Here is an 18,759-nt window from a genome sequence, read left to right as displayed (position 1 = left end):
ATTAATTGCGGTCGAGATCGATATCGATACCGAGCGAGCGGATTTCCTTCACGAGCACGTTGAAGGATTCCGGCATGCCTGCATCGATCACGTGATCGCCCTTGACGAGGTTTTCGTACACCTTCGTCCGGCCGGTCACGTCGTCCGACTTCACCGTCAGCATTTCCTGCAGCACGTAGGACGCGCCGTACGCTTCGAGTGCCCACACTTCCATTTCACCGAAACGCTGGCCACCGAACTGCGCCTTACCGCCCAGCGGCTGCTGCGTGACGAGCGAGTACGGGCCCGTCGAACGCGCGTGCATCTTGTCGTCGACCAAGTGGTGCAGCTTCAGGTAGTGCATGTAGCCGAGCGTCACGCGACGTTCGAACATTTCACCCGTGCGGCCGTCGTACAGGCGGACCTGGTTCTTCGACGGGTTCATGCCGAGCTGTTCCGCGATGTCGTCCGGGAACGCGAGGTCGAGCATCTTGCCCATTTCTTCCTCGGTCGCACCGTCGAACACCGGCGTTGCGAACGGCACACCTTCGCGCAGGTTCTTCGCGAGTTCGAGGATCTCGTCGTCGGTGAAGCTTTCCAGATCTTCCTGGCGGCCCGACTCGTTGTAGATCTTCGTCAGGAACACACGCAGTTCCTCGATCTTCGCCTGACGCTGCAGCATTTCGCCGATACGCCAGCCGAGGCCCTTCGCGGCCCAGCCGAGGTGCACTTCCAGAACCTGACCCACGTTCATCCGCGACGGCACGCCGAGCGGGTTCAGCACGACGTCTGCCGGACGGCCGTCGGCCATGTACGGCATGTCTTCGATCGGGACGATCTTCGACACGACACCCTTGTTACCGTGGCGGCCTGCCATCTTGTCGCCAGGCTGCAGGCGGCGCTTCACCGCGAGGTACACCTTGACCATCTTCAGCACGCCCGGCGGCAGTTCGTCGCCTTGCGTGAGCTTCTTGCGCTTCTCTTCGAACGCGAGATCGAACTGGTGACGCTTTTCTTCGATCGAGTTCTTGATCGCTTCGAGCGATGCCGCTGCTTCGTCGTCCGCGAGGCGGATGTCGAACCAGTGGTAGTGGTCGAGGTCTTCCAGGTAAGCCTGGTCGATCTTCGTGCCCTTCGCGAGCTTCTTCGGACCGCCGTTCGCGACCTTGCCCACGAGCATCCGTGCGAGACGCTGGAACGCGTCGCCTTCCACGATGCGCAGCTGGTCGTTCAGGTCGAGACGGTAGCGCTTCAGTTCGTCGTCGATGATCTGTTGCGCACGCTTGTCGCGCTGGATGCCTTCACGCGTGAATACCTGGACGTCGATCACGGTGCCGCTCATGCCCGACGGCACGCGCAGCGACGTGTCCTTCACGTCCGAAGCCTTCTCGCCGAAGATCGCGCGCAGCAGCTTCTCTTCCGGCGTCAGCTGGGTCTCGCCCTTCGGCGTGACCTTGCCGACCAGCACGTCGCCCGCTTCGACTTCCGCACCGATGTACACGATGCCCGATTCGTCGAGACGGCCGAGCTGGACTTCCGCCAGGTTCGAGATGTCGCGCGTGATTTCTTCCGGCCCGAGCTTCGTGTCGCGTGCAACGACGTTCAGCTCTTCGATGTGGATCGACGTGTAGCGATCGTCGGCCACGACCTTCTCCGAGATCAGGATCGAGTCCTCGAAGTTGTAGCCGTTCCACGGCATGAACGCGATCAGCATGTTCTGGCCGAGCGCGAGCTCGCCAAGGTCCGTCGATGCGCCGTCGGCCAGCACGTCGCCGCGCGAGACCTTGTCGCCCATCTTCACGATCGGACGCTGGTTGATGTTCGTGTTCTGGTTCGAACGCGTGTACTTGATCAGGTTGTAGATGTCGACACCGACTTCACCCGCGACCGCTTCGTCGTCGTTCACGCGAATCACGATACGGCCTGCGTCGACATAGTCGACGACGCCGCCGCGGAACGCCTGAACCGTCGTGCCCGAGTCGACCGCACAGGTGCGCTCGATGCCCGTACCGACGACCGGCTTTTCCGGACGCAGACACGGCACGGCCTGACGCTGCATGTTCGAACCCATCAGTGCACGGTTCGCGTCGTCGTGCTCGAGGAACGGGATCAGCGAAGCTGCAACCGACACGATCTGCGACGGCGCGACGTCCATGTACTGGATGCGATCCGGCGTGACCATCATCGTTTCGCCGGCTTCACGCGACGACACGAGTTCGTCGACCAGCGTGCCGTTCTCGTCGATCGCGGCGTTCGCCTGCGCGATCATGTAGCGGCCTTCCTCGATCGCCGACAGGTAGTCGATCTGGTCGGTCACCTTGCTGTCCACGACCTTGCGGTACGGCGTCTCGAGGAAGCCGTACTCGTTCAGGTGCGCATACAGTGCGAGCGAGTTGATCAGACCGATGTTCGGACCTTCCGGCGTTTCGATCGGGCACACGCGGCCATAGTGGGTCGGGTGCACGTCACGCACTTCGAAGCCTGCGCGTTCGCGCGTCAGACCGCCCGGGCCCAGTGCGGAAACACGGCGCTTGTGCGTGATTTCCGACAGCGGGTTGGTCTGGTCCATGAACTGCGACAGCTGCGACGAACCGAAGAACTCGCGGATCGCCGACGAAATCGGCTTCGAGTTGATCAGGTCATGCGGCATCAGGTTTTCGCTTTCGGCCTGGCCGAGGCGTTCCTTGACCGCGCGCTCGACACGCACGAGACCCGCGCGGAACTGGTTTTCCGCCAGTTCGCCGACGCAACGCACGCGACGGTTGCCGAGGTGGTCGATGTCGTCCACTTCGCCCTTGCCGTTGCGCAGTTCGACGAGGATCTTGATCGTCGCGAGGATGTCGTCGTCCTGCAGCGTCATCGGGCCGGTGATCTCGTCACGGCTGACGCGGCGGTTGAACTTCATACGGCCGACCTTCGACAGGTCGTACGCTTCTTCGCTGTAGAACAGACGGTTGAACAGCGCCTCGACCGCTTCTTCGGTCGGCGGCTCGCCCGGACGCATCATGCGGTAGATCGCGATGCGCGCGGCCGTCTTGTCGGTCGTTTCGTCGACACGCAGCGTCGACGAGATATACGGACCCTGGTCCAGATCGTTCGTATAGAGCGTCTGGATGTCCTTGATGCCCGCTTCACGCAGCTTCTCGAGCACGCTTTCCGTGACTTCGTCGTTCGCGCTCGCGATCACTTCGCCGGTATCGCCATCGACGACGTTCTTCGCCAGCACGCGGCCGAGCAGATAGTCTTCCGGCACCGAGATGAACTTGGTCTTGGCGGCTTCGAGGTCGCGAATGTGCTTCGCGTTGATCCGCTTGTCCTTCTGGACGATGACCTTGCCATCACGATCCGTGATGTCGAAACGCGCGACTTCACCACGCAGGCGCTCGGGCACGAACTCGAGTTGTGCGCCTTCGTCCATCAGCGTGAAGTTGTCGAACACGAAGAAGTTCGCGAGGATCTGTTCCGGCGTGAGGCCGATGGCCTTCAGCAGGATCGTGACCGGCATCTTGCGGCGACGGTCGACGCGGAAGTACAGGATGTCCTTCGGATCGAATTCGAAGTCGAGCCACGAGCCGCGGTACGGAATGATCCGTGCCGAGAACAGCAGCTTGCCCGAGCTGTGCGTCTTGCCCTTGTCGTGTTCGAAGAACACGCCCGGCGAACGGTGCAGCTGCGAGACGATGACACGCTCGGTGCCGTTGATGACGAACGAGCCCGTCGGCGTCATGAGCGGCATTTCGCCCATGTACACTTCCTGCTCTTTCACTTCCTTGACGACCGGCTTGTTCGGCGATTCCTTGTCGAGGATGACAAGGCGGACCTTCGCGCGCAGCGCGGAGCAGTACGTCAGGCCACGCTGCTGGCATTCCTTGATGTTGAATGCCGGCGAGGACAGCGCATAGCTCACGAACTCGAGGCGCGCGAAACCGTTGTGCGAAACAATGGGAAATACCGATGTGAACGCGGCCTGCAAACCTTCAGGCTTGCGTTGTGTGGCCGGCACATCGGCTTGCAGAAACGTGCTGAATGATTCAAGCTGGGTGGCCAGCAAGAACGGAACTTGGTGAACGATGGGGCGCTTCGCGAAACTCTTGCGAATGCGCTTCTTCTCGGTGAAGGAATATTGCATACGATCTCCGAATCACGGCGGGTGCTATCGAGGCGGAATACCTGGACGTTTCAAACCCGAGTGTTCACCGACTGAGACCCGATGGCCGTCCAACGGCTTGAACGAGCCGAGAAGCTTGGTGGTTGGCCGCTACCAACCGCTGGCTGACGGCAGCGGATGCCTGTGTTGCCCGCTACCCGACCAAACTTGCCTTCTGCAGTCGCTTCAGAAGACAAAGAGAAACGCCGATCGCGACCATTGATTACGATTCGGCGGTTTTCTTTGGCTTCTGGGGCCGATTATTCGGGCTCCCGAATGAGTGCCAGAATAACGTCCCCACAAAGCACAAAAAGGCCGGCGGTGAAAATACCGCCAGCCTTCGCACAGCGCGTCGAAACTTACTTGACTTCGACCTTTGCGCCTGCTTCTTCCAGCTTCTTCTTGGCTTCTTCAGCAGCAGCCTTGTCGACGCCTTCCTTGACAGCCTTCGGTGCGCCGTCAACGACGTCCTTCGCTTCCTTCAGGCCGAGGCCCGTCAGTTCGCGAACTGCCTTGATAACTGCAACCTTGTTGCTGCCAGCTTCAGCCAGAACGACCGTGAATTCGGTCTTCTCTTCTGCAGCAGCAGCAGCGCCGCCGCCTGCCGGGCCAGCGACTGCCACTGCAGCTGCCGACACGCCAAACTTCTCTTCGAACGCCTTGACCAGTTCGTTCAGTTCCAGAACGGTCATCCCTTCGACTGCTGCCAGGATGTCTTCTTTTGCGATTGCCATTTGAAATACTCCTAAATTGAATTCGGATACAGCCAGCGATCAGTGACGCTGATGCTCGCTCGATTACGCAGCTTCTGCTTGCTTCTTCTCGGCCAGCGCGGCAAGAGCACGCGCGAAGCCCGAAACAGGCGATTGCATAACGAACAGCAGCTTCGAGAGCAGTTCTTCACGGCTCGGGATGCTTGCCAGCGCTTGCACGCCAGCCTTGTCCATCACCTTGCCATCGAACGAACCAGCCTTGATGACCAACTTGTCATTGCCCTTGCTGAAGTCGTTGACGACCTTAGCAGCAGCAATTGCATCTTCCGAGATGCCGTAGATCAGGGGGCCAGTCATCTGCTCTGCCAGCGGAGCAAACGGCGTACCTTCAACAGCGCGACGCGCCAGCGTGTTCTTCAACACACGCAGGTAAACCTGTTGCTCACGCGCTTTCGCGCGCAGCTTGGTCAGATCGCCAACCGCAATTCCACGATACTCAGCCAGCACAACGGTCTGGGCCTTCGCGACTTGCGCGGCAACCTCAGCGACGACGGCTTGCTTGTCTTCTCTATTAAGCGGCACGGTTAGCCTCCAGAAACGATACGTTCGGCACGAAACCTCACGTACCTCGTTCAACAACGGCGTCCGACCTCGTTAGGAGTATTTCCACCTCACGCCGGGAATCGCTTCACGGCCTGCGGCTTCACCACTGCAAAACTTTTTCGGGTTCGCCATCTGCGTTGGCTTGAATTAAGGGATCGCCTGCCTGCTGCGCCCCACCAACGGTCTTTGATAACCGGTTGCCCGCCTTGCTGCACGAACAACCGCCCAAAGCCCATGTAGGCCGCTTCGCGAACGAAGCGGCCCGAATACTTGCTTACTGTGCTGCCAGCGTAGCCTGGTCGACACGCACGCCGACACCCATCGTGCTCGACAGTGCGATCTTGCGCAGGTAGACGCCCTTGCTCGTTGCCGGCTTGGCCTTCTGCAGCGCTTCGATCAGTGCCGACAGGTTCGAACGCAGTGCGGTCGATTCGAACGATGCACGGCCGATGGTCGCGTGAATGATACCGGCCTTGTCGACACGGAATTGCACCTGACCAGCCTTCGCGTTCTTGACTGCAGTCGCAACGTCCGGCGTGACCGTGCCGACCTTCGGGTTCGGCATCAGGCCGCGCGGGCCGAGGATCTGACCGAGCGTACCGACGATACGCATCGTGTCCGGCGAAGCGATCACGATGTCGAAGTCCATCTGGCCAGCCTTGATCTGCTCAGCCAGGTCTTCCATACCGACGATTTCCGCGCCTGCTGCACGAGCCTGCTCGGCCTTATCGCCTTGTGCGAACACGGCAACGCGAACCGACTTACCCGTACCTGCCGGCAGAACGACCGAACCACGAACGACCTGGTCCGACTTCTTCGCGTCGATGCCGAGTTGCACTGCGACGTCGATCGATTCGTTGAACTTCGCGCTCGCGCATTCCTTCACGAGTGCCAGTGCGTCTTCGATCGCGTACAGCTTCTGACGATCGACCTTGGCGGCAAATGCCTGACGGCGCTTGGAGATCTTAGCCATTTACACGCCCTCCACAGTGATGCCCATCGAGCGTGCGCTACCAGCGATGGTGCGAACGGCTGCGTCCAGATCAGCTGCCGTAAGGTCCGGCATCTTGGTCTTCGCGATTTCTTCGGCTTGAGCGCGCGTGATCGAACCGACCTTGTCGGTGTGCGGCTTGCTCGAACCCTTGTCCACCTTCGCCGCCTTCTTGATCAGGACGGTCGCCGGCGGCGTCTTCATCACGAACGTGAAGCTCTTGTCAGCGTATGCCGTGATGACCACCGGCACCGGCAGACCCGGCTCCATGCCTTGAGTCTGCGCGTTGAACGCCTTGCAGAACTCCATGATGTTCAGGCCGCGCTGACCCAGTGCCGGACCGACCGGCGGCGACGGGTTGGCTTTACCTGCAGGGATCTGCAGCTTGATAAAGCCGACAATCTTCTTTGCCATTTGTAAACCTCGTTGGAACGCCAAGCGGCGTTCGGTGAGTGATAACGCGCTTTCGCCGCTGGCTACTGACGCTCCTCAACGGCCATAACGCGAGCCGTAAGCGCGAAGGTGGGCAGCCGAGGCTGCCCACCGAATCGGGATTAAACTTTTTCGACCTGACCGAACTCGAGTTCGACCGGGGTAGAGCGGCCAAAGATGGTGACCGACACACGCACGCGCGATTTTTCGTAGTTGACTTCCTCGACAGTGCCGTTGAAGTCCGTGAACGGGCCTTCCTTGACACGCACCATCTCGCCAACTTCGAACAGGGTCTTCGGGCGCGGCTTCTCGACGCCTTCCTGCATCTGCGACATGATCTTTTCGACTTCCTTCGGGGAAATCGGGGTCGGGCGGTTACGCGCACCGCCGACGAAGCCCGTGACCTTCGCCGTGTTCTTCACGAGGTGCCACGTTTCGTCCGTCATCTCCATTTCCACCAGCACGTAGCCGGGGAAGAAACGACGCTCGGTTACAGCCTTGTGGCCACCTTTGACTTCGACCACTTCTTCGGTCGGAACCAGGATCTGACCGAATTTATCCTGCATGCCAGCACGTTCGATGCGCTCTTGAAGCGCGCGCTGCACGCTCTTCTCCATACCGGAGTAGGCGTGCACGACGTACCAACGCTTTCCGCTCGGGGATGCCGGAGTATCGCTCATATCATTTCCAACCCAGAATCGCCGAGAAAATCACCCATTCGATCGATTTGTCACTCAACCAGAGGAAAATCGCCATCACGAGCACGAAACCAAACACGACGAGTGTGGTTTGCGTTGCCTCCTTGCGGGTGGGCCAAACGACCTTGCGGACTTCCTTGTACGAATCCTTGGCAAACGCGATGAGGCTCTTGCCAGGTGCGGACATCAGGCCGACGGCCACGCCGGCGATAATACCTACCGCCAATGCGGCACCGCGGACGTACCACTGCTGATTGGCCAGCCAGAAGAAGCCCACGAATCCGGCCAAGACCAGCAATACGCCCAGGGCCAGCATCAGCTTATCGCCGGAGGTATTTACAGTTTCGACGGATGGATTCGCCATAACACCTTAAAACAAATGCCACGTGGGACACGTGGCGATTTTTGGCAGGGGCAGAGGGAATCGAACCCCCAACCTTCGGTTTTGGAGACCGACGCTCTGCCAGTTGAGCTATACCCCTAAACCATGCTGGGGCCGGCTGATGCCAGCCCCAAAACTGTCGATCAACGAATAACTGGCTTACTCGATGATCTTGGCGACGACGCCGGCGCCGACGGTACGGCCGCCTTCGCGGATTGCGAAGCGCAGACCTTCTTCCATCGCGATCGGAGCGATCAGCTTCACCGTGATCGACACGTTGTCGCCCGGCATCACCATTTCCTTGTCCTTCGGCAGCTCGATCGAGCCCGTCACGTCCGTCGTACGGAAGTAGAACTGCGGACGGTAGTTGTTGAAGAACGGCGTGTGACGGCCGCCTTCGTCCTTGCTCAGCACGTACACTTCAGCCGTGAAGTGCGTGTGCGGCGTGATCGAACCCGGCTTCGCCAGAACCTGGCCACGCTCCACGTCTTCACGCTTCGTGCCGCGCAGCAGGATACCCACGTTGTCGCCTGCCTGACCTTGGTCCAGCAGCTTGCGGAACATTTCAACGCCCGTGCAGGTCGTCTTCACCGTCGGCTTGATACCGACGATTTCGATTTCCTCGCCGACCTTCACGATGCCGCGCTCGACACGACCCGTCACCACCGTACCACGGCCCGAGATCGAGAACACGTCTTCCACCGGCATCAGGAACGCGCCGTCAACTGCACGCTCCGGCGTCGGGATGTACGTGTCCAGTGCGTCTGCCAGGCTCATGATCGCCACTTCGCCCAGCTCGCCCGTGTCGCCTTCCAGCGCCAGCTTCGCCGAACCCTTCACGATCGGCGTGTCGTCGCCCGGGAAGTCGTACTTCGACAGGAGTTCGCGAACTTCCATCTCGACCAGCTCGAGCAGTTCAGCGTCGTCCACCATGTCGCACTTGTTCAGGAACACGATGATGTACGGAACGCCAACCTGACGCGCCAGCAGGATGTGCTCACGCGTTTGCGGCATCGGGCCGTCTGCTGCCGAGCAAACCAGGATCGCGCCGTCCATCTGCGCCGCGCCCGTGATCATGTTCTTCACATAGTCAGCGTGGCCCGGGCAGTCGACGTGTGCGTAGTGGCGGTTTGCCGTTTCGTACTCGACGTGTGCCGTGTTGATCGTGATGCCGCGCGCCTTTTCTTCCGGTGCCGCGTCGATCTGGTCGTACGCCTTCGCTTCGCCGCCGAACTTCTTCGTCAGAACCGTCGTGATCGCTGCCGTCAGCGTCGTCTTGCCGTGGTCAACGTGACCAATCGTACCAACGTTGACGTGCGGCTTGGTCCGCTCAAACTTTTCCTTGGCCATTTTCAACTCCCAAAAGGAATTTCACATGTTGCGCCGCGCGCAAACAGACACTGACTTTGTACTGCTGGTGCCCATGGGCAGGATCGAACTGCCGACCTCTCCCTTACCAAGGGAGTGCTCTACCACTGAGCCACATGGGCGCTATTACGCTTCAACTACACGGACTGGAGCGGGTGAAGGGAATCGAACCCTCGTCGTAAGCTTGGAAGGCTTCTGCTCTACCATTGAGCTACACCCGCACGGGCCACTAACGATTCCCTACCGCTCTTTGCGTTGATGTTCTGGTGGAGGAGGTTGGATTCGAACCAACGTAGGCGTAAGCCAACAGATTTACAGTCTGCCCCCTTTAGCCACTCGGGCACCCCTCCGTAGAGAACTGACGATTATGGGGGTGCATCGCACTCTTGTCAAGCACATCTGAAAGATTATTTTCATTCTCTTCCAGAGCACTTGCCGACTTACCAGACACTCACGCTCACCCGGCTGAGGCAAGCACGAGAGGAGGCCGATCGGCGCCACATCTTCGTCAGACTCCGTCTTCAGCGTCGATTTGCATCTTCGCTAAAAACGAAAGACCGCCATGATACGACCTCCCGCGGATAATGCCAAGCGGGTAGATGCAAAAAATTTGCAATTTCCATGCCGACGGGAATTGCGGGGGCATCCGGCAAACTTCCGGACCAGCTGAAGCCGATTGACGGTGACGTCAGCATATCGCCCGGCCCGGGGCTGCCGCGTTGTCCGCAGGGGCCTCGGGGACACCGACACCGGATTCCGGATATAGCGCCGCCGTTCGCCTCCTCCGCTGCGATAGCTTGACCTGACGCTCACGTTGATAAGCTTGCACGAAGGCCCGATGCAATGCGGGCTGCGCCGCTGCACGTTCGCCGCGACGGTGACGCGCAGTCGACGTGGTAGCCAGGGGTGCGGGAGCAGATCGTCGCGTATGAGCGGCAGCATGACGCCGAAGCAGGTTGAGCTTTGACCCTAGCCCACAATATGGCCCCACTTAGAAGTGGAAAATTCCGGCATGACGATGTCATCGGGACCTGGAGGTCATGCCGCGAAGAAGAGCAAGTTCACCGAAGAGCAGATCGCCTATGCGTTGAAGCAGGCCGAGCTGGGCACGCCGGTCGCGGAGGCCACCGCAAGATGGGGATTAGCGACGCAATGTTTTACAACTGGCGGACGAAATATGGAGGACTGTCGCCCTCGGATCTGCGCCGGCTGAAGCAACTTGAGGAAGAGAACGCGAAGCTCAAGCGGCTCGTCGCTGTCTGTCGCTGGAAAAGGCCATGCTGCAGGACGTGCTGTCAAATGGGCTTTGAAGCCTTCTCGGCGCCGAGATCTGGTCACGGACTTGATGCAGCGTTTCGGGGCGAGCCAACGGCAGACCTGCGCGTTGTTGCAGCTTTCTGGCACGGTCTACCATCACGACTCGGTCGCGCGGGATCACAGCGCACTGGAAATGCGCATCAAGGAGATCATGGAAGTGCGGTGGCATTACGGTGCGCCCCGCGTGTACGTGATGCTTCGCAGGGAAGGCTGGAGAGACAATCATCAGAGAGTAGAACGCGTGTATCGGGAACTGGGCCTTTCGTTGTGCCGCAAGCGAGCCCGTCGAAGCAAGTCTTACCGGCGCCGGCAACCGACGCAGTCAGTGAGCGCGATCAAAGAAAGCTGGAGTAAGAACCTCGTCGCTGATGCGCTGTTTGATGGTCGACGCTTGCGCACCCTCACGATCGTGGTCAACTATCCGCGGGAATGCTTGGCGATTGAAGTCGGCGGCTCGTTGGGTGGCGAGCACGCGGTTGCCGCGCTGACCAGGCTTGCGCAGCATCGCCCGCGTCCACGCTATATCAAGGCAGACAATGGCAGCGAGTTCATTTCGAAGGTGCTCGACAAATGGGCGTACGAGAACGGCGTGGAGATTGATTTCTCGCGTCCTGGCAAGCCGACCGAATACGCGAAGAATGAATCCTTCGACGGACGCTTTCGGGAGGAATGCCTCACCGCGCATTGGCTCTCGTCGCTTGAAGAAGCCAGACGCAAAATCGAGGTCTGTCGCGAGCACTACAACGAGGCGCGCCCTCACTCTGCGCTGCAGTGGATGACACCGGCGGAATTCGCCCGCCAGCGCACCGATCGGGCCTGGGCGGCCCACCCCGAAGTACCGGAATTTTCGAGCTAAGGCCGGGATGGAAATTGGGTCAGCCTCATTGAGCAACAACCGGAGAGGTTCGATTGCTTGCACTCGTGCTTTCCGCCCCGCAAATGCAAAAACCCCCGCCTTTTGGGCGGGGGTTCTTGGCTTAGGGAGCCTGACGATTACCTACTTTCACACGGGAATCCGCACTATCATCGGCGTAGAGTCGTTTCACGGTCCTGTTCGGGATGGGAAGGGGTGGGACCGACTCGCTATGGTCATCAGGCAAAGAGGGTTGTTCTGCTGGCATGGCCAACAGAACCAATCTGGGAAGAAGCAGTAATTTAGGTTGTGTGTATCACACACGAGAATCCAACCAGTCCGACGCGCTGTCATCAGCGCGAGACAGACTTGTTATAGGATCAAGCCTTACGGGCAATTAGTATCAGTTAGCTGAACGCATTACTGCGCTTACACACCTGACCTATCAACGTCCTGGTCTCGAACGACCCTTCAAGGGGATCTAGTCCCCAGGGATATCTCATCTTAAGGCGAGTTTCCCGCTTAGATGCTTTCAGCGGTTATCTCTTCCGAACATAGCTACCCGGCGATGCCACTGGCGTGACAACCGGTACACCAGAGGTTCGTCCACTCCGGTCCTCTCGTACTAGGAGCAGCCCCCTTCAAATATCCAACGCCCACGGCAGATAGGGACCAAACTGTCTCACGACGTTTTAAACCCAGCTCACGTACCTCTTTAAATGGCGAACAGCCATACCCTTGGGACCGGCTACAGCCCCAGGATGAGATGAGCCGACATCGAGGTGCCAAACACCGCCGTCGATATGAACTCTTGGGCGGTATCAGCCTGTTATCCCCAGAGTACCTTTTATCCGTTGAGCGATGGCCCTTCCATACAGAACCACCGGATCACTATGACCTGCTTTCGCACCTGCTCGACTTGTCGGTCTCGCAGTTAAGCACGCTTATGCCATTGCACTATCAGCACGATTTCCGACCGTACCTAGCGTACCTTCGTACTCCTCCGTTACGCTTTGGGAGGAGACCGCCCCAGTCAAACTGCCTACCATGCACTGTCCCCGACCCGGATCACGGGCCAAGGTTAGAACCTCAAACAAACCAGGGTGGTATTTCAAGGACGGCTCCACCGAAACTAGCGTTCCGGTTTCATAGCCTCCCACCTATCCTACACAGATCGGTTCAAAGTCCAATGCAAAGCTACAGTAAAGGTTCATGGGGTCTTTCCGTCTAGCCGCGGGTAGATTGCATCATCACAAACACTTCAACTTCGCTGAGTCTCGGGAGGAGACAGTGTGGCCATCGTTACGCCATTCGTGCAGGTCGGAACTTACCCGACAAGGAATTTCGCTACCTTAGGACCGTTATAGTTACGGCCGCCGTTTACCGGGACTTCAATCAAGAGCTTGCACCCCATCATTTAATCTTCCGGCACCGGGCAGGCGTCACACCCTATACGTCCACTTTCGTGTTTGCAGAGTGCTGTGTTTTTATTAAACAGTCGCAGCCACCAGTTTATTGCAACCCCTTCACCCTCCTGGCGCAGGCCAGTCAAGCTACAAGGGCGTACCTTATCCCGAAGTTACGGTACCAATTTGCCGAGTTCCTTCTCCCGAGTTCTCTCAAGCGCCTTAGAATACTCATCTCGCCCACCTGTGTCGGTTTGCGGTACGGTCATCGTTAGACTGAAGCTTAGAGGCTTTTCTTGGAACCACTTCCAATTGCTTCGCTCCCGAAGGAGCTCGCGCCACACCCTTGAATTGCGCACCCGGATTTGCCTAAGTGCCTTCTCCAATGCAGCGACCGGGACTTCCAACACCCGGACAACCTTCCGCGATCCGTCCCCCCATCGCATCTAACAATGGTGCAGGAATATTGACCTGCTTCCCATCAGCTACGCATTTCTGCCTCGCCTTAGGGGCCGACTCACCCTACGCCGATGAACGTTGCGTAGGAAACCTTGGGCTTACGGCGAGGGGGCCTTTCACCCCCTTTATCGCTACTCATGTCAGCATTCGCACTTCCGATACCTCCAGCACCCTTTACAAGGCACCTTCGCAGGCTTACGGAACGCTCTCCTACCATGCGAGCAAAGCTCGCATCCGCAGCTTCGGTATATAGCTTAGCCCCGTTACATCTTCCGCGCAGGACGACTCGATCAGTGAGCTATTACGCTTTCTTTAAAGGGTGGCTGCTTCTAAGCCAACCTCCTGACTGTTTTAGCCTTCCCACTTCGTTTCCCACTTAGCTATATTTGGGGACCTTAGCTGGCGGTCTGGGTTGTTTCCCTCTTGACACCGGACGTTAGCACCCGATGTCTGTCTCCCGTGATTGCACTCTTCGGTATTCGGAGTTTGCTATGGCGGGGTAATCTGCAATAGACCCCCCAACCATGACAGTGCTCTACCCCCGAAGGTGAGACACGAGGCACTACCTAAATAGTTTTCGGAGAGAACCAGCTATTTCCAAGTTTGTTTAGCCTTTCACCCCTATCCACAGCTCATCCCCTAACTTTTCAACGTTAGTGGGTTCGGACCTCCAGTACGTGTTACCGCACCTTCATCCTGGCCATGGATAGATCACTTGGTTTCGGGTCTACGCCCAGCAACTGAACGCCCTATTCGGACTCGCTTTCGCTACGCCTGCCCTATACGGTTAAGCTTGCTACTGAACGTAAGTCGCTGACCCATTATACAAAAGGTACGCCGTCACCCCTTTCGAGGCTCCGACTGTTTGTATGCATGCGGTTTCAGGATCTATTTCACTCCCCTCCCGGGGTTCTTTTCGCCTTTCCCTCACGGTACTGGTTCACTATCGGTCGATCACGAGTATTTAGCCTTGGAGGATGGTCCCCCCATCTTCAGACAGGATTTCACGTGTCCCGCCCTACTTGTCGCACACCTAGTTCTTTCATACTGTTTTCGCCTACAGGGCTATCACCTGCTATGGCCGCACTTTCCAGAGCGTTCGGCTAACAATACAAATAAAGAGTGCAAGGCTCATCCCATTTCGCTCGCCACTACTTTGGGAATCTCGGTTGATTTCTTTTCCTGCGGTTACTTAGATGTTTCAGTTCACCGCGTTCGCTTCACATGACCTATGTATTCAGTCATGGATACTCCAAAAGGAGTGGGTTTCCCCATTCGGACATCTACGGATCAAAGCTCGTTTGCCAGCTCCCCGTAGCTTTTCGCAGGCTACCGCGTCCTTCATCGCCTGTGATCGCCAAGGCATCCACCACATGCACTTGTTCGCTTGACCCTATAACGAGTCTGTCTCGTTACAGGTTGAGTTCTCGCGTTGTGCCGTATTCCAAAATCGAGTCGAACATAGAGTTCGAATCATCTTGAGATACATCGATACAATCACAACCCGGATAGTTTCCACGTCCATCTCAAGACGCTTCCGCCATCCAAATTACTTACTTCTTCCAGATTGTTAAAGAACGACAGCCGATACGTACTACGTATCACTCTGACTGGCTCAATCGCCAATGCAAAATTCTCGGTTCAGTGTCTGAACCAAGCCCTTAGCGTTGGTGATTGGTGGAGGCAGACGGGATCGAACCGACGACCCCCTGCTTGCAAAGCAGGTGCTCTCCCAGCTGAGCTATGCCCCCATGAGTACAGATTTGCCTCAGGTGTTACCGCCAGACAATGGTGGGTCTGGTTGGATTCGAACCAACGACCCCCGCCTTATCAAGACGGTGCTCTAACCGACTGAGCTACAGACCCCTGAGTCTGTCTTTAAATTTACAGCCGATAAGCGTGAGCGCTCAATTTTGCGAGAAGCTCTGGAAAGGAGGTGATCCAGCCGCACCTTCCGATACGGCTACCTTGTTACGACTTCACCCCAGTCATGAATCCTACCGTGGTGACCGTCCTCCTTGCGGTTAGACTAGCCACTTCTGGTAAAACCCACTCCCATGGTGTGACGGGCGGTGTGTACAAGACCCGGGAACGTATTCACCGCGGCATGCTGATCCGCGATTACTAGCGATTCCAGCTTCATGCACTCGAGTTGCAGAGTGCAATCCGGACTACGATCGGTTTTCTGGGATTAGCTCCCCCTCGCGGGTTGGCAACCCTCTGTTCCGACCATTGTATGACGTGTGAAGCCCTACCCATAAGGGCCATGAGGACTTGACGTCATCCCCACCTTCCTCCGGTTTGTCACCGGCAGTCTCCTTAGAGTGCTCTTGCGTAGCAACTAAGGACAAGGGTTGCGCTCGTTGCGGGACTTAACCCAACATCTCACGACACGAGCTGACGACAGCCATGCAGCACCTGTGCGCCGGTTCTCTTTCGAGCACTCCCACCTCTCAGCAGGATTCCGACCATGTCAAGGGTAGGTAAGGTTTTTCGCGTTGCATCGAATTAATCCACATCATCCACCGCTTGTGCGGGTCCCCGTCAATTCCTTTGAGTTTTAATCTTGCGACCGTACTCCCCAGGCGGTCAACTTCACGCGTTAGCTACGTTACTAAGGAAATGAATCCCCAACAACTAGTTGACATCGTTTAGGGCGTGGACTACCAGGGTATCTAATCCTGTTTGCTCCCCACGCTTTCGTGCATGAGCGTCAGTATTGGCCCAGGGGGCTGCCTTCGCCATCGGTATTCCTCCACATCTCTACGCATTTCACTGCTACACGTGGAATTCTACCCCCCTCTGCCATACTCTAGCTTGCCAGTCACCAATGCAGTTCCCAGGTTGAGCCCGGGGATTTCACATCGGTCTTAACAAACCGCCTGCGCACGCTTTACGCCCAGTAATTCCGATTAACGCTTGCACCCTACGTATTACCGCGGCTGCTGGCACGTAGTTAGCCGGTGCTTATTCTTCCGGTACCGTCATCCCCCGGCTATATTAGAACCAAGGATTTCTTTCCGGACAAAAGTGCTTTACAACCCGAAGGCCTTCTTCACACACGCGGCATTGCTGGATCAGGCTTTCGCCCATTGTCCAAAATTCCCCACTGCTGCCTCCCGTAGGAGTCTGGGCCGTGTCTCAGTCCCAGTGTGGCTGGTCGTCCTCTCAGACCAGCTACTGATCGTCGCCTTGGTAGGCCTTTACCCCACCAACTAGCTAATCAGCCATCGGCCAACCCTATAGCGCGAGGCCCGAAGGTCCCCCGCTTTCATCCGTAGATCGTATGCGGTATTAATCCGGCTTTCGCCGGGCTATCCCCCACTACAGGACATGTTCCGATGTATTACTCACCCGTTCGCCACTCGCCACCAGGTGCAAGCACCCGTGCTGCCGTTCGACTTGCATGTGTAAGGCATGCCGCCAGCGTTCAATCTGAGCCAGGATCAAACTCTTCAGTTTAAACCTGTTACTGTTTTCGGTTCTTTCGAACCGGTCGCTCACTCAAAGCTGACAGGAATATGAATCACTTCATAAACCTGACTTACTTTAGTGTGAGACTCTTGATACTTTCGCTATCTGATCCGAAGATCAGCTCGCTTCCATCAAGCGCCCACACTTATCGGCTGTTAATTTTTAAAGAGCATTTCTGCGAGAAACCTGAAGTTTCTCAGCAGCGCTGCGTTTTCAGCAGCAGAGAAGCGAGATTATGAACCGTCTTTTTCAGTCAGTCAACAACTTTTTGAACTGCTTCGTTGCGGCGACTGGGTTCAACTTCATGTGCGCCGGGGCTCGACAACCCACCCTCCATCGCACCGCTTCCCTTCTTCCTCCGCGCCGCGTTTCCGTTAGCGCGAAAGAGGCGTGATTCTAAGCACCCGCCCCGGTCTGCGCAACCCCTTTTGTGAAAATATTTTGAAAAAGCCCCCGTGCGCGTTAGCGCACGGGGGCTTTTGGGGCCCGAGGGACCGAGCGCCGCCCACAATCTCGAGGAAGCCGGTGGTTCGTCGCTCTATATATAAGGCGATGTCACTTGCCGCCGACTGCGGCCCGCAGCCGCTCCATCGGCACTGCATCGGCCATGGCCGTGTAACCCGCGTCACTCGGATGAATGCCGTCGCCACTGTCATACCGGCGCTGCAGCACACTCGGGCGAGCCGGGTCGCGCAGCACCGCGTCGAAGTCCACCACGCCGTCGAACCCGCCGCCGCTCCGGATCCACCGGTTCACCTCGAGTCGGACCGCCTCGCGCCCGGCCGGCAACGCCGCAGGCGTGAGCGTCGCGCCAAAGACCTTCACGCCCTGGTGATGTGCTGCCTCGATCAACCGGCGATAGCCGTCGATCAACGAAGCGGCCGTGACCTGCGTATGCGGGTTGTCGCAATCGAGCCCCGCACGCGGCGGCATCGCCGCAAAGTTGATGTCGTTGATGCCGATCAGCACGATCGCCGCCTTCACCCCTGCACGCGAAAGCGCATCGCGCTCGAACCGTGACGCCAGCGACGTGCCGTAGCATGCCGAATCGCTCAGCAGCCGATTGCCGCTGATCCCGAGATTCACGACGCCGAGCGAATCCGAACCTGCCGTGGCCAGCCGACGCGCCAGCGCATCCGGCCAACGACGGTTGCGGTTCAGGCTCGAGCGTAGCCCGTCGGTGATCGAGTCCCCGATCGCGGCGACACTCGCCCGCGCGGCGCCCGCCTCGACGGCCAGTTCGGTCACCCACGCATACTGGGTAAAGCGCGTGCGGAATGCGCCGGCGCCCGGATCGTTCACATGATCGCCCGGCGCCGATACGTAATTGAGCTGGTTCGACACACGGTGCCACACCGTCATCCGCTGGTTTGCCCCCATCCGCAGACTGATTGCATACGGCTGCCCGGCCGTCACGTCGATCGCCACCGGGTCGCTTTCAAGCTCCTGGCCCGGGGCGAGCGTCACCGACGTCTTGCCGCCGAAGCGGACGGAAGCGCCCGTCGCGTCGGCAAGCGCCGCGCCGTCACCGGCGCGCGCGAGACTGGCCGCCTCGACCAACAGCGGCGCGCGAGCGTAGGCGTTGCTGATACGAATCCGCGCGGCATGCCCGGAAACCGTCGGGTAGACGATCTGCCGAACGGTTCGCCCGGCCACGTCGGGCGCGCGGTAGAGCGGCGGCGGCGCAGTCAGGTCGGGAATCGGCTGCAACGCGGTCGCCCACGCGGCGACCCACCCGGCCGGTGCGGCCGAGACCGCGAACGGCGACATGAAAACGGACGCGCCCAGCACGGTCGCGACGAAACTGCTTCGAAATGACATCGGTGAAATCCTCATCGGAAAGCAGGCATTGTGCCGCAGAAGCCACCCGTCTCACGCGCCACCGCCCTCCCGACCGGCGATCGCGCCCCTCGCCCCACGTTTACCCGAGTCCCGCT

9 protein-coding genes, 6 tRNA genes, 3 rRNA genes and 1 pseudogene are annotated in these 18,759 nt (G+C 58.5%); 1 reads left to right on the top strand and 18 read right to left on the bottom strand.

All coding sequences use genetic code 11. The features are described from left to right. Position 1: 1 nt before the first annotated feature. The 12 genes from rpoB to ACT2FV_RS18295 all read right to left on the bottom strand — a co-directional run bounded on the left by rpoB (position 2) and on the right by ACT2FV_RS18295 (position 9,663). Positions 2 to 4,108: a DNA-directed RNA polymerase subunit beta gene (gene rpoB, locus ACT2FV_RS18350; RefSeq protein ID WP_059599774.1), complete on the bottom strand. Its 4,107-nt coding sequence runs from the start codon at positions 4,106 to 4,108 to the stop codon at positions 2 to 4. Between the two features lie 377 nt (positions 4,109 to 4,485). Further along, positions 4,486 to 4,860: a 50S ribosomal protein L7/L12 gene (gene rplL, locus ACT2FV_RS18345; protein ID WP_021161757.1), complete on the bottom strand. Its 375-nt coding sequence runs from the start codon at positions 4,858 to 4,860 to the stop codon at positions 4,486 to 4,488. Positions 4,861 to 4,923: 63 nt separating this feature from the next. After that, complete coding sequence (gene rplJ / locus ACT2FV_RS18340; protein WP_059599773.1) at positions 4,924 to 5,421, bottom strand: 50S ribosomal protein L10; 498 nt, start codon at positions 5,419 to 5,421, stop codon at positions 4,924 to 4,926. Positions 5,422 to 5,716: 295 nt separating this feature from the next. Next, positions 5,717 to 6,415 (bottom strand): 50S ribosomal protein L1, encoded by a 699-nt coding sequence (gene rplA / locus ACT2FV_RS18335; RefSeq protein WP_059535563.1) that lies wholly within the window; start codon positions 6,413 to 6,415, stop codon positions 5,717 to 5,719. Then, positions 6,416 to 6,847 (bottom strand): 50S ribosomal protein L11, encoded by a 432-nt coding sequence (gene rplK / locus ACT2FV_RS18330; protein ID WP_006400671.1) that lies wholly within the window; start codon positions 6,845 to 6,847, stop codon positions 6,416 to 6,418. It abuts the gene before it with no gap. Positions 6,848 to 6,987: 140 nt separating this feature from the next. Next, entirely contained in the window at positions 6,988 to 7,545 is a 558-nt protein-coding gene (nusG, locus tag ACT2FV_RS18325) for a transcription termination/antitermination protein NusG (RefSeq protein WP_006400672.1), read from the bottom strand. Position 7,546: 1 nt separating this feature from the next. Then, on the bottom strand, positions 7,547 to 7,927 hold the full coding sequence (gene secE, locus ACT2FV_RS18320) for a preprotein translocase subunit SecE (protein ID WP_006482892.1): 381 nt from the start codon (positions 7,925 to 7,927) through the stop codon (positions 7,547 to 7,549). Between the two features lie 42 nt (positions 7,928 to 7,969). Beyond that, positions 7,970 to 8,045, bottom strand: a tRNA-Trp gene (locus tag ACT2FV_RS18315). A 59-nt stretch (positions 8,046 to 8,104) separates the two neighbouring features. Continuing rightward, positions 8,105 to 9,295 (bottom strand): elongation factor Tu, encoded by a 1,191-nt coding sequence (gene tuf / locus ACT2FV_RS18310; RefSeq protein WP_006482910.1) that lies wholly within the window; start codon positions 9,293 to 9,295, stop codon positions 8,105 to 8,107. A gap of 65 nt (positions 9,296 to 9,360) precedes the next feature. Then, positions 9,361 to 9,435, bottom strand: a tRNA-Thr gene (locus ACT2FV_RS18305). A 25-nt stretch (positions 9,436 to 9,460) separates the two neighbouring features. Next, positions 9,461 to 9,534 (bottom strand) — tRNA-Gly (locus ACT2FV_RS18300). Positions 9,535 to 9,577: 43 nt separating this feature from the next. Beyond that, positions 9,578 to 9,663 (bottom strand) — tRNA-Tyr (locus tag ACT2FV_RS18295). 668 nt (positions 9,664 to 10,331) lie between these two features. Here ACT2FV_RS18295 and ACT2FV_RS18290 point away from each other — a divergent pair. Further along, positions 10,332 to 11,483, top strand: a pseudogene (locus ACT2FV_RS18290) (transposase); the annotation flags it as partial. 131 nt (positions 11,484 to 11,614) lie between these two features. Here ACT2FV_RS18290 and rrf read toward each other — a convergent pair. The 6 genes from rrf to ACT2FV_RS18260 all read right to left on the bottom strand — a co-directional run bounded on the left by rrf (position 11,615) and on the right by ACT2FV_RS18260 (position 18,643). After that, positions 11,615 to 11,727, bottom strand: a 5S ribosomal RNA gene (gene rrf, locus ACT2FV_RS18285). Positions 11,728 to 11,859: 132 nt separating this feature from the next. After that, positions 11,860 to 14,741 (bottom strand): 23S ribosomal RNA (locus ACT2FV_RS18280). Positions 14,742 to 15,023: 282 nt separating this feature from the next. Next, positions 15,024 to 15,099, bottom strand: a tRNA-Ala gene (locus ACT2FV_RS18275). A gap of 38 nt (positions 15,100 to 15,137) precedes the next feature. Beyond that, positions 15,138 to 15,214, bottom strand: a tRNA-Ile gene (locus tag ACT2FV_RS18270). A 63-nt stretch (positions 15,215 to 15,277) separates the two neighbouring features. Beyond that, positions 15,278 to 16,810: ribosomal RNA gene (locus ACT2FV_RS18265) — 16S ribosomal RNA — on the bottom strand. The 16S, 23S and 5S rRNA genes sit together here with 2 tRNA genes alongside, the layout of an rRNA operon. A gap of 567 nt (positions 16,811 to 17,377) precedes the next feature. Continuing rightward, positions 17,378 to 18,643 carry an SGNH/GDSL hydrolase family protein gene (locus ACT2FV_RS18260; RefSeq protein WP_444504569.1) on the bottom strand — a complete coding sequence of 422 codons (1,266 nt, stop codon included), beginning with the start codon at positions 18,641 to 18,643 and terminating at the stop codon, positions 17,378 to 17,380. Between the last annotated feature and the right edge of the window lie 116 nt (positions 18,644 to 18,759).

The organism is Burkholderia sp. PR2 (assembly GCF_052372875.1).
Taxonomy (GTDB): Bacteria; Pseudomonadota; Gammaproteobacteria; order Burkholderiales; family Burkholderiaceae; genus Burkholderia; species Burkholderia diffusa.
The sequence above is the reverse complement of the archived record's forward strand: the minus strand, read 5'-3'. Positions and strand labels throughout refer to the sequence as shown.